Below are 13,899 nucleotides of genomic sequence, written 5' to 3'. Positions count from 1 at the left end.
GGAGTCAACTGTGTTTCATATCTGGCGCTGGCTCTCCAGCCATTCCCTGACTAATGGCGGATCCTGGTCGGTGAGCGGATGGCCAGCGTCGATTACGTGGCTCGTCAGCCGCGCCCCACAGGCCCTCAGCCAGGCCACCAGTTGGCGCGCCGACGGTGCAGCAATATACAGCCTGCCACTTACCATCAGCACGTCCGTCCCGGTGAGATCGACAACCGGCGGCTCTTCGAGAACCAGCATGGGCCGCAGCAGGATGGCGCGGCGCACAAGTCCCGGATGGAGCGCCATGACCGCCGCCAGAAAGTTGGCGCCGTTGGACTGGCCGAGGAAGACCAGTTGCTCCGGATCAAGCCGGTAACCATCCATGCCGCCTTCAACGAAGGCGGCGAAGGCCTCGGCTTCGCTGCGGATGTCCTGCTGGTCGAAGCGACCCGCCGGCAGGCGCCGGAACCAGCGGGGAAAACCCTCCTCCGCCGCACGGCCCCGTACGCCGAGAAGCGTTGCCTGCGGCGCGACCCGATGCGCAAGCGGCATCAGCGCCGCCTCGTTGCCACCGCTGCCATGCAGCAGCACCAGTGCCTCATCTCCCGGCGTCTCCGGCACGAAGAAGCGGTGGACGAAGGGGAGGTTACGGCGCGGCATGCGCGGCTCGCCCGGCAGGGAGAACTGTGGCAGCAGCACCTTCAGGTCTTCCGCCCGCTCAAGGTCGTGCGGCGGCACGAAGAGCGTCTCGCCGAGATGGCCTGGCTCCTCGTCGATCGCAAAACCAGGACCGTCGGTCGCGAACTCGATCAGCGTTCCACCCGGTTCGCGGACGTAAAGCGAGGTAAAGTACTTCCGGTCGTGGAGCGTGGTCGGGGAGGCGTTGCGCCTGGAAAGCTCCGCCTCGGCCCGTTCGACGGCCGCAAGGTCGGCGGCGCGGAAGGCGACATGATCCGCCGTCCCGGTTCCGGGAACCCCCAGCACATAGCCACTGGCGTCCCGCACGTCGACCGCATCGGTGTCGGAAAGCATCCTCTGCAGCGTGCCGGAGGCGGGCCCCGGGCGATATCCGAAGCGGCCGAGGAATGCCGCCGTCTCCTCCGGCGTCTCGGTCAGCAGGGTGACGGCACGCAGGCGCTGCACCGCCAGGCCGTCCGCCGGCATGTCAGGCATCGGAGGCCCGTTCGCCACGAGCTTGACGATGATCCCGTCTGGATCCTTCAACCGCAACACCGTCTCGCCGAATTCGTGCAACGGGCCTTCCACCGGCACCCGGTGGGTGATCGCCCTCGTCAGCCATTCGCCGATCGTGTTCTGCGGTACGGAGAAGGCGATCTCGGAAACCTGCCCATTGCCGACCCGCCCCGGCGCGCCGTCTTCCCAGACGAGGAAGGTGACGAGCGTGCCCGGCTCTGCCTCTGCATTGCCGTAGAACAGATGCAGTTGCTCGGCATCCTCGAAGCCGCCGGTGCGCTTCACCAGGTGGAGCCCCAGGAAGCCGACATAGAAATCGACATTGTCCTGCACCCGCCGGGTAATCAGCGTGACATGATGGATTCCGGTGGCGAAGGACAAGGCAGACATGAGCGGGTTCCGGTTGCGATAACGGTACCGTAATTGCTCCCGCGGCGGCGGGATAGGATGAATCGGTTTGGCATGAAAGGCTGCTGATGTCCTGTTGCGGCCTTTGACGGTTACGGGTTCAACCGCCTTGTTCGCCCTTGATGATGTCGTTCACCCGCCTCGCGAGCGCTTCCCCGGAAAACGGCTTGGTCATGACCTGCATGCCGCGTTCCAGATGGCCGTGGTTCAGAACGGCGTTTTCAGCGTAGCCCGTTATGAAGAGAACCTTCAGGTCCGGCTGGCCCAGCCTGGCGGCATCAGCAAGCTGGCGACCGTTCATGCCGTTGGGCAGGCCCACATCGGTCAGCAACAGGCAGATATCCCGATGCGACTGGAGCAGTTTCATTGCCGATGGCCCGTCGTCGGCCTCCAGGACGTCGTATCCCAGTTCCGTCAGGATCTCGACCGCAACCATACGCACAAGAGGCTCGTCATCGACCACCAGGATAGTCTGGCTGCCCGATGCTCGTGGCGCTTCGGGCTCACGCTCGAATTCCTCCTCATCAGGCGCTTCGGCGGCGTAACGCGGCAGGTAAAGGCACACCATGGTCCCCTGACCGACCTCGGAATAGATGCGCGCGGATCCGCCCGACTGCCCCGCGAACCCGTATACCATCGAGAGCCCAAGTCCGGTGCCCTGGCCGGTCGGCTTCGTGGTGAAGAAGGGGTCAAAAGCGCGTGCGATCGTTTCGGAAGACATCCCTGTCCCGGTATCGCTCACGCACAATGACACATATTGCCCCGGCGCCAACCCACGTTCGCGAGCGGCGCGTTCATCCATCCATCGGTTGGCGGTTTCTATGGTGACCTTTCCACCGTCCGGCATCGCGTCGCGCGCATTGATACAGAGGTTAAGGAAGGCATTCTCCAGCTGGCCGACGTCAGCAAAGGTTGTCCAGAGCCCTCCGGCCGCGACGGCTTCGACTGCGACAGACGGACCGACGCTCCGCGCGATCAGGTCCTGCATCCCCGCCACCAGCCGATTGAGGTCTACTGGCTTCGGATCAAGCGTCTGGCGCCGGGAAAAGGCAAGGAGGCGCTGCGTCAATCCCGCGGCCCGCTTCACCGCAGACTGCGCCCCGTGCAGATAACGGTCCACATCCGCGATCCTGCCCTGGGATAGACGTGTGTTCATCAGCTCTAAGCTGCCACCGATCCCGGCGAGAATGTTGTTGAAGTCATGGGCCAGACCGCCGGTGAGTTGCCCAACCGCTTCCATCTTCTGGGAATGGCGAAGTGCTTCCTCAGCCTGGACCAGAGCAGCGGTCCGTTCTTCCACACGGGCTTCAAGCGACGCGTTGAGTGCAGCAAGCGCCTCGGCCGTGCTCCGCAGTTCCGCCTCCGCCCTCACACGCTGGATGTGGGCCCAGGACCGTTCGGTGACCTCGCGTATGAGCGCAAGCTCCTCGGCCGACCAGGTATGCGGCACCTTGTCGTGGATCGCCATCAATGCGGTGAGTTTTCCGCCCCGCAGGAGGGGCATGCAGATCGTGGCGGCAATACCGATATCCTGAAACGTCTTGGCCTCTTCCGGCGCGAGTTCTCGGAGATTGTCGTTGACGATGAGAGGCAGGCCTCGGGTCAGGTTGGAAACCGCAAGCCTTCCAAAGGCGGCGAGGCTGTAATGACCGACGATGGAAGGTGAGCCCTCGGCGGCCCAGTCGCCGCGTATGGTAAATCCATCTTCATCGTCGTCCATGTCCGCATAAGCGCAGTTGGACAGCCTCAGGTACTCGCCCACCATTCTGGTCGTGACCGCCAGAATGGTGTCGGCATCTGCGCCCTTGCCCGTCTCCTTTGCCAGGTCGTCCAGGAATCGCAGCCGTGCCTCTGAGCGTCTCAGCGTCTCTTCGCCCAGTGTTCTCTCGGTGACATCGGAGCCCGACACGAAGATGTTGGTGATTTCGCCTCCCGGGCTCCGGATGGGCTGGTAGACGAAATCCAGATATCGATCCTGTGCCTGGGCTGCAGCAGGAGGCATGAAGGTGAAGAGCTTTCCCGCGGCCGCATAAGCCTTTCCGGACTGCAGGATCTCCTGCAGAATCTCGAGATATCCTTGCGAAACCGCCTCGGGAAGCGCGTCGATGACTTTCCTGCCGATGACGTCGCGGTCGCCGACCAGCCGCATATAGGCGGGATTGGCATATTCGATGCGGAAATCCGGTACGCTCAGCATCGCCATGAAACCCGGAGCATTCTCGAACATCTGTCGATAGCGCTCGCGTTCGGAAATGAGGCTCCTTCGACCGTGGACCGCATCCGTCGTCTCGATGGCCGTGTCCAGCATACCGAGCACGGTGCCGTTCTCGTCACGGACCGGGGCGTAGCAGAAGGTGAAGTAGGCCGTTTCCGTATGGCCATGGCGTGTGGTCTGCAGCGGGAAGTCTTCGTGGTAACCGGCTATGCCCGCCAGCGCATCCTCCGCGATCGGCCTCAGTGCCTCCCAGGTTTCGCTCCATGTCACCCGAAGGGGCTGGCCCAGCGCCTCTTCCTTGGCACCGAGTATCGGCAGGAATTCGTCATTGTAGATCGCGATCAGATCCGGGCCCCAGAACAGGCACTGCGGAAACTTCGACGCAACGACTGCTTCGACTGAAATCTTGAGGGCAGGTGACCAGGACTCGATCGGTCCGAGCGGGGTCCGCGCCCAGGGGAAGGACCTGATCTTGTCAGCCATCAAGCCTGTCGATGATGGGAATATGCTGCTTGCCATGGGCCCCTGATCCGCTGAGGAGCAGAATTAGGGCTTGAGGTCGCGAAGTGAAGTGCCGCAGAAGACGCTAATTGGCGGCGTTACCTAGCCATTTTGTCTCCTCCGGGTCCCGAAGGCGGGGGCGCTTGACGCGCGCCTCGGGGCAGGAGGATGAACTGTGCGACCGCTCTCGAGCTTGACCCACGCGCTCCAGTGCACATCCTTGCCTGATCATGCCAGGATGATCGCCCGCTTGTCATCAGTTTGTCGTAGCGTTACCGCTCCGACTGCCATTGCCCCGCGCCAGCCACGTCATGCGAAGGACCGCCCATTGACGCAATCCACCGCATCGCCCCCTTCCGAGCCAGCCGCCGCGACAGTTGAGCGTGGAACACCCTCGGAAGTGTTTGGAGCTTTCCTGAAGCTCGGGCTTACCTCCTTCGGCGGCCCCATTGCGCATCTCGGCTATTTTCGGGACGAGCTCGTGGTGCGCCGCAAGTGGATAACGGAAGCCGGATACGCCGATCTGGTGGCCCTCTGCCAGTTCCTCCCGGGTCCCGCATCCAGCCAGGTAGGGTTTGCACTCGGGCTTCTGCGTGGCGGGCCGCTTGGGGCATTGGCCGCCTGGACAGCCTTCACCCTTCCCTCGGCAGCACTGCTCGTAGTCTTCGCATTCGCCGCTACCGCCCTCGACGGTCCGGTCGCCACGGGCTTGCTGCATGGGCTCAAGGCGGTTGCCGTCGCGGTGGTGGCGCAGGCGGTCTGGGGCATGGCAAGGAGCCTCACACCGGACAGGCCGCGCGCAGGGATCGCGCTGGCGGCCGTCATCATCGTCGTGGTGGCTGCAGGTTCGGCAGGACAGGTCGCAGCAATCCTTGTCGGCGCGCTGGCTGGTCTCATCCTTTGCCGCCAGGGGCCAGCGGTGGAGTCCAGTCACCTTTCCTTCAGGGTGCCGCGCCGCGTCGGCATGATCTGTCTGCTGGTCTTCTTCCTCCTGCTGTTCGGGCTGCCGATCCTAGCCGTCGTGTTGGAGGCGCAGGGTCTGTCCCTTGCAGATGCCTTCTTCCGGGCCGGAGCACTGGTTTTCGGCGGCGGCCACGTGGTGTTGCCCCTGCTCCAGACCGAAGTCGTGGCTCCGGGCTGGGTGACGAATGACGCCTTCCTCGCCGGCTATGGCGCAGCCCAGGCGGTGCCCGGTCCGCTTTTCACCTTTGCCGCCTATCTCGGGGCCGTCATGGGGTCAGTGCCCAATGGCATAGCGGGCGCCGCGATCGCGCTGATTGCGATATTCACGCCAGGCCTTCTGCTGCTCGTCGGTGTCTTGCCCTTCTGGGACCGCTTCCGCAAAAGGCCATTTGCACAGGCAGCGATGCGGGGCGCCAATGCCGCCGTTGTCGGCATCCTCGGCTCCGCCCTCTACAACCCGGTCTGGACCAGTGCCATCCTCAGCCCTTACGACTTTGCGCTCGCGCTTGCCGGCTTCCTGCTGCTGGTGGTCTGGCGGGCGCCGCCCTGGATCGTGGTCCTGGTCATGGCCCTGGGCGGTGCCGGGCTTGCCCTGGCGTGACGGGGTCTAAACGCCAACCTGCTTCAGCGGCCATTCGATGACCAGCCTGTAGCATCCCTCCTCGACCGTGCGGGAGAGGGTTCCGCCCAGCTGACGCTTCACCAGCGTCTCGATCAGCCGCGTGCCGAAGCCGCTCGCTTCGAGATCGACGATGCTGTCGCTGCGCTCCACCCACTCCAGTCTCGCGCCGGAGGCCGTCGTCCAGCGCACGTCGAGAGACCCGCCGGCATGGCCGAGCGCGCCATATTTCAGGGCATTGGTCAAAAGTTCATGCAGCACCAATCCCAAGGCCTGCGCCTGGTTCGAGTCGAGCGTCAGCGGCGGTCCGTCGAAGGTAACCGCATCGGTGCTTCCGCCCACCGAGGCGAGTTCGGCTTTCAGAAGTGCCTCCAGGTCGACTCCGCCGCCGTGCGTGGGATTGAGAAGATCCTGCGCCGCGGCCAGCGCCTGGAGTTGTCGCTCCAGTGCCGACAGGAACTCCTCCTTACTCGTCGCCTCGCGCGCAGCCAGCCTCGCTATCCCCGCTATTCGGGCAATCGAGTTCTTGAGACGATGCTTGCTCTCGTCGAGGAGAAGACCGCGCTGCTCTGCAGCTAGGCGCGCCTCGCGGGCCACCTCGCGTTCTGCCGCAATGCGTTGCTCGCGCTGCTGCAGGAGGCGCTGAAGCAGGACGGCGACGAGCCCACCCACCAGCAGGGTGATGATGGAAGGACGAGAGAAAAGGCTGCCCGGATCTCGGAAGGCGAGGTGGATGACCCATTCCCGGTCGGCGACCGTGATCGGGAATCTGCCTTGCCAGGCCACGCGCTGTTCCGGCTCCAGCATGACCGTTCCGGTCTTGGCATCGACGAGCCGGGCCTCGACCCCAAGGTCCGTCGGCACCGATAGCGCCGTCTCCATGAGGTCGCCGATCCGATAGGGAGCATAGACCATGCTGTGGATGGACTGCCCGTCCGGCGAAAGGACCGGCAGGTAGATGAGGAAGCCTGCCTGCTTCTGCTGGGTGATCTCCTGCACCAACTCGACCGGCGCAGTCGCCGCTGCCTTGCCCGTGCGCCAGGCCCGCTCCATCGCCTCACGCCGGATCGGCTCCGAATACATGTCGTAGCCATAGGCCGCACGGTTTCGGTCGTCGGGTGGTTCCAGGAGTACGATCGGAAAACGGTAGGGCTGGTCCGTCTCCGGCCAGATGCGCTGGTCGCCCCCATAGGAAGACCGTAGGATGTCCAGCGCAGCCGCCGTGTCCTCCGTCGGCTGGAAGAGGGCGATGCCGATGCCCTGCATGCCGCCGGTCAGATCGTTCTCCTGACCGAGATTGAGGAAATGGCGGATATCGGCAACATCCACCCTGTAGTCATTGGCCACCAGGAATGACCGCAGGAAGGACAGGAGGGAGGTCTGCGCCGCAATCCGCCCCTCGATCCGCTCGGCCAGCATTCCGAGGTCGTGGAGGTTCTGCTGGGACCGCATGCGCTCCATCACGCCCGCGGTCCCGAGCGCCAGGAGCAGCACGGCGGCGCCCGCGATGAGCGGGCCTATTCGTTGTCCCGTTTGCCTACTCAGCGTCCCCTGTCCTTTTGCCCTGCGCCCCTGTCGGCGTCCGCTGAACGGATCGTCCTGCCCACGCCCTATCCCGCAGGATTACGGCTGCAAATTGACCCTGGTGGCGAAAGGATGGCGCATCCTGCGCGCTCACGCCCCGACCTGCGCAATCCAGTCGTTGAGGTTGTAGTAGTTGGTAACCCGCGCGACCTTGCCGTCGCGGAGCTCGAAGAAGGCGCCGGCCGGCAGCCGGTAAGTCTGGCCGCTCGCCTCCGGCAGGCCCTCGTCGGTTGCCAGATACTCGCCGTTGACGACGAATTCCGCAGCGGCGCGCCGGCCGTCATCGCTCGCCATCACCACCATGTCCGTCAGCCGCTCGCGGTAGCAGCGGTTCATGTGATCCATGAACTTGGCGAAGGCGTCCTTGCCCACCTGCCGTTCGCCCTCGTTGATGTCGTGAACCACGTCGTCGGTCAGCAGCGCCAGGAAGCGCTCCATATCCTTCGCGTTGAAGGCATCGTAATAGGCGCGGACGGTCTCGGTGGCGGTCATGCGTGTCCCCGGGGTCTGGCAGAGGGTTGGAATGGTTGGAAGGCGACGGTATAACGACATCGCAACCGGCTGAACATAATCTATGACACTCGAAATCAAAACCTTTTCCGGCGCCGAGGCTGCCGCCCGGTTTACCGATGTCGCGCGGTTGCGCATCGCCGTCTTCCGCGACTTCCCCTATCTCTATGATGGCGACCTCGCCTATGAGGAGCGCTACCTCGCCACCTACGCCCGCTCGCAAGGGTCGATCTTCGTCCTGGCGATCGACGACGGCACGGTCGTCGGTGCGTCGACCGGCACGCCGATGACGACCGAGACGGACGAGGTGAAGGCGCCCTTCCTCGCATCCGGACGCGACCCCGCGGACTATTTCTACTTCGGCGAAAGTGTTCTCCTGCCCGCCTATCGGGGCCGCGGCATCGGTGTCACCTTCTTCGCCGAGCGGGAAGCACAGGCGCGCCAGCTCGGCCTCCGCTACACGACCTTCTGTGCCGTCGAGCGTCCGTCAGACCACCCCCGCCGCCCGAGGGACTACGTGCCGCTCGACGCCTTCTGGCACAAGCGCGGCTACCGCCATCACCCCGAGCTCCGCACCTCCTTCACCTGGCGTGACCTCGACGACACGAGCGAAAGCCCGAAGCCGCTCTCCTTCTGGATCAAGGACCTTGCCGCATGATCAAGCTCGCCGCCTGCCAGTATGCCATCGAGCTGATCGAGGGCTGGGACGACTATCTCCGCCACCTCACCCGGCTCGTGGAAGAGGCTACCGCCCAGGGCGCGGAACTGCTGCTGATGCCGGAATATGCCGGTCTGGTGCTCGCGGGCCAGTTGGATGCCGCCACCCGCTCCGACCTGCATGGGTCGATCGCCGGCATCCAGCCGCTGATCCCGCGCTGGCTGGAGCTGTGCGAGGCGCTCGCCCGCAAGCACCGGATCGTCTTCCAGCCGGGCTCGGCCCCTGTCCTCGATCCTGACGGGCAGTATCGCAACCGCGCCTGGCTGTTCGGCCCGAACGGGCTGATCGGCCACCAGGATAAGCAGATCATGACGCGCTTCGAGCGCGAGCAATGGGGGATCGCCGCCGGCATCGATGGTCTGAAGGCCTTCGAGACCGACCTCGGCACGCTCGGCATCCTGATCTGCTACGATAACGAATTCCCCATGCTCGGCCGGAAGCTGGCCGATCTCGGCGTGGACCTGGTGCTCGCCCCTTCCTGCACCGACACGCTGGCCGGCAGCTACCGCGTGCGGATTGGGGCCCAGGCGCGGGCGCTGGAGAACCAGTACGCCGTCCTCTCCTCGCCCACCGCCGGCACCGCGCCCTGGTCCCCGGCGATGGACGAGAACCGTGGTCGCGCTGCGCTCTACGTTCCCTCCGACTACGGGATGCCGCCTTCCGGCATCGTCGCGGAGAGCCCGTCCGATACCGTCGAGCAAACGTCATGGCTCATCGTCGAGGTCGATCTTGCGGATGTCGCGCGGCTGCGCACCGAGGGCCAGGTCGCCACCCGCCGCGACTGGCCGGAGCAGTTCGCACGCTGAAAGCAGCGCATTTGTCGCAAATGCCGGCGACTACCGGCTATGCGTCGCCTTTGACCGCTGCTATATGCGCGAGCCATGAGCACCGATCGCACGCCCCTCGACCACATCCGCAACTTCTCCATCGTCGCGCATATCGACCACGGCAAGTCCACCCTTGCCGACCGGCTGATCCAGACCTGCGGCGGCCTTGCCGAACGCGAGATGTCGGAACAGGTCCTCGATTCCATGGATATCGAGCGCGAGCGCGGCATCACCATCAAGGCGCAGACGGTGCGCCTGCACTACAAGGCGAAGGACGGCGAGACCTATGTCCTGAACCTGATCGACACCCCCGGCCATGTCGACTTCGCCTACGAAGTCTCCCGCTCGCTCTCGGCCTGCGAAGGCTCTTTGCTGGTGGTCGATGCGTCCCAAGGCGTCGAAGCCCAGACGCTTGCCAACGTCTACCAGGCGATCGACAACGACCACGAGCTCGTCACGGTCCTCAACAAGATCGACCTGCCGGCGGCCGAGCCCGACCGCATCAAGGAGCAGATCGAGGAGGTGATCGGCATCGACGCCTCCGACGCCGTGATGATCTCCGCCAAGACCGGCCTCGGCATTCCGGACGTGCTCGAAGCGATCGTCCACAAGCTGCCGCCGCCGAAGAGCGAGGGTGGCGAGAAGGCGCCGCTCAAGGCCCTCCTCGTCGATAGCTGGTACGACACCTATCTCGGCGTCATGGTCCTCGTGCGCGTCATCGACGGCGTGCTGACCAAGGGCCAGCAGATCCGCATGATGGGCACCGGCGCCCGCTACGGCGTGGAGCGCGTCGGCGTGCTCACCCCGAAGATGCTGCAGGTGGACTCCCTCGGCCCCGGCGAAATCGGCGTCATCACAGCCTCGATCAAGGAAGTGGCCGATACCCGCGTTGGCGACACGATCACCGACGACAAGAAGCCGACGGCTTCCGCGCTGCCGGGCTTCAAGCCCGCCCAGCCGGTGGTCTTCTGCGGCCTCTTCCCGGTCGATGCCGCCGACTTCGAGGACCTGCGCTCGGCCATGGGCAAGCTTCGCCTCAACGATGCGAGCTTCTCCTTCGAGATGGAAAGCTCGGCTGCGCTCGGCTTCGGCTTCCGCTGCGGCTTCCTCGGCCTCTTGCATCTGGAAATCATCCAGGAGCGGCTGGAGCGCGAGTTCAACCTCGATCTCGTCGCGACCGCCCCGTCCGTCGTCTACCAGATGACGCTGACCGACGGCACCGAGAAGGAACTGCACAACCCGGCCGACATGCCGGACGTCGTCAAGATCGACGAGATTCGCGAGCCGTGGATCAAGGCGACGATCATGACGCCGGACGAATATCTCGGCGGCATCCTGAAGCTCTGCCAGGACCGGCGCGGCATCCAGACCGAGCTTACCTATGTCGGCAACCGGGCGATGATCACCTACGAGCTGCCGCTCAACGAAGTCGTCTTCGATTTCTACGACCGGCTGAAGTCGATCTCCAAGGGCTATGCCTCCTTCGACTACAACATCATCGACTACCGCGCCGGCGACCTCGTGAAGATGTCTATCCTCGTCAACGGCGATCCGGTCGACGCGCTTTCCATGCTCGTCCACCGCTCCGCCGCCGACCGCCGCGGCCGTGGCATGTGCGAGAAGCTCAAGGAACTCATCCCGCCGCACATGTTCCAGATCCCGATCCAGGCCGCCATCGGCGGCAAGGTGATCGCCCGCGAAACGGTGCGGGCTCTGCGCAAGGACGTGACCGCCAAGTGCTACGGCGGCGACGCCACGCGCAAGCGCAAGCTTCTCGACAAGCAGAAGGAAGGCAAGAAGCGCATGCGCCAGTTCGGCAAGGTCGAGATCCCGCAGGAAGCCTTCATCGCCGCGCTTAAGATGGGGGATGAGTAAGCGGCGCTCCTTCCAGGGTTGCATCAATCCTCAGCCACGGGAGCCTCAGACCCGGAAGTTGGGCGCACTGCCCCCTCACCCGCATTTCTGGCGCTTGGCTGACGCTATGATACTGAAATGGCTTCCTCTCCCACGAGGGGGAAGGAGCTGATGCGGCATTCTCGGCGCCCTCCCTCTCCCGCCTCTCTCTTTCGTCATCCTCGGGCTTGACCCGAGGATCCAAAACCAAGCATTTTCATTGCAGGAATGGGCCTTTCCAACCCACCTGCACGGGTAACCACCTGATTTGGTTCCCTGTGCCTGGATCCTCGGGTCAAGCCCGAGGATGACGAAAGAAAAACTCATCCCCGCTCATCCCCGTCCCCCAAACCTGTGCCCATACTTGCCCCGTCCCGCCGCGGATACACCAGGAGGCGTCCTGGCGAGGCGGGGCCGGCGCTGGCGGTGGAGGGACGACGTGCACCTTCACCATCGGGGTCCGCGGAAAATGGTCTCCCTCCGGCGACACGGGGGAAGCGGGATGGTTTCGGACCGGCCCCCTGCTTCTGATGCCCGAAAGTGCGCGCCGGGCGTGCCTGTGCGGCACACAGGGGGGTCGACGGGGTTGGTGTCGCCGGATCTTCGGGTCCGACGCGAAGCCCGGAAGAAATTCCGGGTCCCGGGAAACCGGCGATCAAACACCTCCCCGTCCGACCTAGGCAGAGAGACCGGAGTCGCGGGCACAAACCGCCGAACGGGGCGCTGAGAGGTGCCACGTAAATTTAACTTACGAGGCAGCTTTCAGCGCCCCGTCCGATTTGAAATTGTTCGTCCTCCTCGGGCGAACGCAGTGAGACCCGTGGATCTCCAAGGGAGGAATCCGTCTCTTCATCACCCTCGGGCCTGACCCGAGGAGAAGGGAGAGCCGGTGTTGTCGTTCGCTACCCCCTCACCAAGAGTGCCGACGTGGCATACCTTCGTCGCCCAAAAGAAAACCGCCCGCCAAGGATGGCGAGCGGCTCGGGAAGATGATGTGGGGCAGATTAGCCGCCGTTTGTGGCGCCACCTGCAGCCGGCGGGGTGGCCGGGTCGGCGGGTGCGGCAGGGGCAGCATCAGTTGCGCCACCAGCCGGTGCCGGAGCGACCGGAGCCGGAGCGCTGTCCATGGCTTCCGAATTCGTCGTCGAGGAGGTTGTCGCCGGGTCGGTACCGGGCTCGCCACCCATATTGCCCCAGATGAAGGCGCCGATCAGCAGGACGGCCAGGACGGCGACCCACGGCACCCAGGACGAGCTGCGGCGAGCGTCGACATTGTTGTTCACGAGGTCCGGGCGACGGTCACGCAGGTCCGGACGATTGTCATTCGGATCATAGGTCATGGGTTCTTCCTCCGTTTAACCTGGCAGAAGAACGGAGACTCACGGAAATTTGTTCCGTCAAAGATTCGACCGGTCTTCCGAACCCGTGGAAAGAGCAAGCAGATCCGTCAGTTTCGGGCCGTCATCGTCCTCGCCTCGACCCAGTTGTGCCAGCCCTCGACGGAGCCGTTGAAGACGTTGAGGTCGATCTTGCCGTTCACGCCCTGCGACAGGCCCGAGCCGGAATATTGCCAGAAGACGAACTTGCGGCCCGGATAGACCTTGGACGGGTGCTGGGCGACGGCGCGCAGCCAGAAGGGATAGTTCTCGAAGGCGCCGACGAGGTTGTCCTTGTAGAAGTCCGGAGCCGTGTAGACTACAGGCCGTTGGCCGTAGTGCCGCTCCAGCTTGTCCATGAAGACCTGCATCTTTTCCAAGACGTCGGCGCGCGAGGGGCGACGCTTGCAAGCCGAATCGCCGTTCCACTCGACGTCGATCACCGGCGGCAGGGCGTCGGGGTCGCGCGGCACGTTACGGATGAACCAGTCGGCCTGCTCGCTGGCGCGCCGGCACCAGTAGAAGAAGTGGTAGGCGCCGCGGCGGATGCCGGCCTGCTTGGCCCGCTGCCAGTTGGTCTTGAACATGGGGTCGAGATGGTCGCCGCCGTCCGTGGCCTTGATGTAGGCGAAGTTCGCACCCTGCGTCCTGAGCTTCGGCCAGTCGATCTCGCCCTGCCAGCGGGAGACGTCGACGCCGTGCACGGCATAGTGCTGCGGCTGGACCTTGCCGAAGTTGATCGGCTTGGCGTCGCTGAAGCGCTGGCTGTAGATCCGCGAGCGCGTGACGGGGCCCGCGCCGGCAGGATTGTCCGGCAGAAGCATCCCCAGCGGGCGCGACGAAGGCGTCGGCATCCCTACGGTCGTTGCCATCGCCGCCAACGGCGCACTGCCGGTGTCATCCTCCGCCCAGGCGAGCGGCTTCGCCTCTCCCACGACCGCTGCGGGAACCGGCGCCGCCGGCTTGACGGAACTCGTCACCTCCCTTGAAGGCAGGCCAGCGACGAGAGCCCCGGGATCCAAGCTCGACGTGCAGCCCGACAGGGCGAAGGCAATCATGGCAATGGCGGAGATGGCGGAGATGGCGGAACGACGCATGGCACCCACGTA

Annotated in this window: 10 protein-coding genes; 4 read left to right on the top strand and 6 right to left on the bottom strand. The window is 64.6% G+C overall.

Features of this window, described 5'->3' with window-relative positions; genetic code table 11:
* Positions 1 to 15: 15 nt before the first annotated feature.
* Positions 16 to 1,566: a VOC family protein gene (locus NT26_RS20075; RefSeq protein ID WP_052641442.1), complete on the bottom strand. Its 1,551-nt coding sequence runs from the start codon at positions 1,564 to 1,566 to the stop codon at positions 16 to 18.
* Positions 1,567 to 1,684: 118 nt separating this feature from the next.
* Positions 1,685 to 4,282, bottom strand: coding sequence for an ATP-binding protein (locus tag NT26_RS20070; RefSeq protein WP_052641440.1), 2,598 nt, complete (start codon positions 4,280 to 4,282; stop codon positions 1,685 to 1,687).
* Positions 4,283 to 4,628: 346 nt separating this feature from the next.
* Here NT26_RS20070 and chrA point away from each other — a divergent pair, with 346 nt between their 5' ends.
* Positions 4,629 to 5,864, top strand: coding sequence for a chromate efflux transporter (chrA, locus tag NT26_RS20065; protein ID WP_052641438.1), 1,236 nt, complete (start codon positions 4,629 to 4,631; stop codon positions 5,862 to 5,864).
* Positions 5,865 to 5,870: 6 nt separating this feature from the next.
* Here the strand turns inward: chrA and NT26_RS20060 are convergent, their stop codons facing one another.
* The gene (locus NT26_RS20060; RefSeq protein ID WP_052641436.1) at positions 5,871 to 7,376 is read right to left on the bottom strand and encodes a CHASE domain-containing protein; all 1,506 of its coding nucleotides are present in this window, start codon (positions 7,374 to 7,376) and stop codon (positions 5,871 to 5,873) included.
* A 180-nt stretch (positions 7,377 to 7,556) separates the two neighbouring features.
* Positions 7,557 to 7,958 carry a ketosteroid isomerase-related protein gene (locus NT26_RS20055; protein WP_052641434.1) on the bottom strand — a complete coding sequence of 134 codons (402 nt, stop codon included), beginning with the start codon at positions 7,956 to 7,958 and terminating at the stop codon, positions 7,557 to 7,559.
* 82 nt (positions 7,959 to 8,040) lie between these two features.
* On the opposite strand from NT26_RS20055, the gene NT26_RS20050 reads away from it, so the two are divergent.
* From NT26_RS20050 to lepA, 3 genes are all read left to right on the top strand, one after another.
* Positions 8,041 to 8,634, top strand: coding sequence for a GNAT family N-acetyltransferase (locus NT26_RS20050; RefSeq protein ID WP_052641431.1), 594 nt, complete (start codon positions 8,041 to 8,043; stop codon positions 8,632 to 8,634).
* Positions 8,631 to 9,500, top strand: coding sequence for a carbon-nitrogen hydrolase family protein (locus tag NT26_RS20045; protein ID WP_052641430.1), 870 nt, complete (start codon positions 8,631 to 8,633; stop codon positions 9,498 to 9,500). Before NT26_RS20050 ends, NT26_RS20045 begins: the two co-directional genes overlap by 4 nt.
* A 75-nt stretch (positions 9,501 to 9,575) precedes the next feature.
* On the top strand, positions 9,576 to 11,396 hold the full coding sequence (lepA, locus tag NT26_RS20040) for a translation elongation factor 4 (RefSeq protein ID WP_052641429.1): 1,821 nt from the start codon (positions 9,576 to 9,578) through the stop codon (positions 11,394 to 11,396).
* 1,022 nt (positions 11,397 to 12,418) lie between these two features.
* Here lepA and NT26_RS20035 read toward each other — a convergent pair.
* Together NT26_RS20035 and NT26_RS20030 are read right to left on the bottom strand one after the other, a co-directional pair.
* A complete protein-coding gene (locus NT26_RS20035) occupies positions 12,419 to 12,754 on the bottom strand; it encodes a hypothetical protein (RefSeq protein ID WP_052641426.1) in 336 nt (111 codons plus the stop codon).
* A 107-nt stretch (positions 12,755 to 12,861) separates the two neighbouring features.
* Positions 12,862 to 13,887, bottom strand: coding sequence for a glycoside hydrolase family 25 protein (locus NT26_RS20030; protein ID WP_052641423.1), 1,026 nt, complete (start codon positions 13,885 to 13,887; stop codon positions 12,862 to 12,864).
* Positions 13,888 to 13,899 lie beyond the last annotated feature (12 nt).

The sequence above is a fragment of the Pseudorhizobium banfieldiae genome (assembly GCF_000967425.1).
Taxonomy (GTDB): domain Bacteria; phylum Pseudomonadota; class Alphaproteobacteria; order Rhizobiales; family Rhizobiaceae; genus Neorhizobium; species Neorhizobium banfieldiae.
This window is presented reverse-complemented; position numbering and strand designations above follow the sequence as displayed.

Coding starts and splice junctions, on each gene's coding strand:
- NT26_RS20075 (WP_052641442.1), bottom strand. CDS start 1,566: ATGTCTGCCTTGTCCTTCGCCACCGGAATCCATCATGTCACGCTGATT.
- NT26_RS20070 (WP_052641440.1), bottom strand. CDS start 4,282: ATGGCTGACAAGATCAGGTCCTTCCCCTGGGCGCGGACCCCGCTCGGA.
- NT26_RS20055 (WP_052641434.1), bottom strand. CDS start 7,958: ATGACCGCCACCGAGACCGTCCGCGCCTATTACGATGCCTTCAACGCG.
- NT26_RS20050 (WP_052641431.1), top strand. CDS start 8,041: ATGACACTCGAAATCAAAACCTTTTCCGGCGCCGAGGCTGCCGCCCGG.
- NT26_RS20045 (WP_052641430.1), top strand. CDS start 8,631: ATGATCAAGCTCGCCGCCTGCCAGTATGCCATCGAGCTGATCGAGGGC.
- lepA (WP_052641429.1), top strand. CDS start 9,576: ATGAGCACCGATCGCACGCCCCTCGACCACATCCGCAACTTCTCCATC.
- NT26_RS20035 (WP_052641426.1), bottom strand. CDS start 12,754: ATGACCTATGATCCGAATGACAATCGTCCGGACCTGCGTGACCGTCGC.
- NT26_RS20030 (WP_052641423.1), bottom strand. CDS start 13,887: ATGCGTCGTTCCGCCATCTCCGCCATCTCCGCCATTGCCATGATTGCC.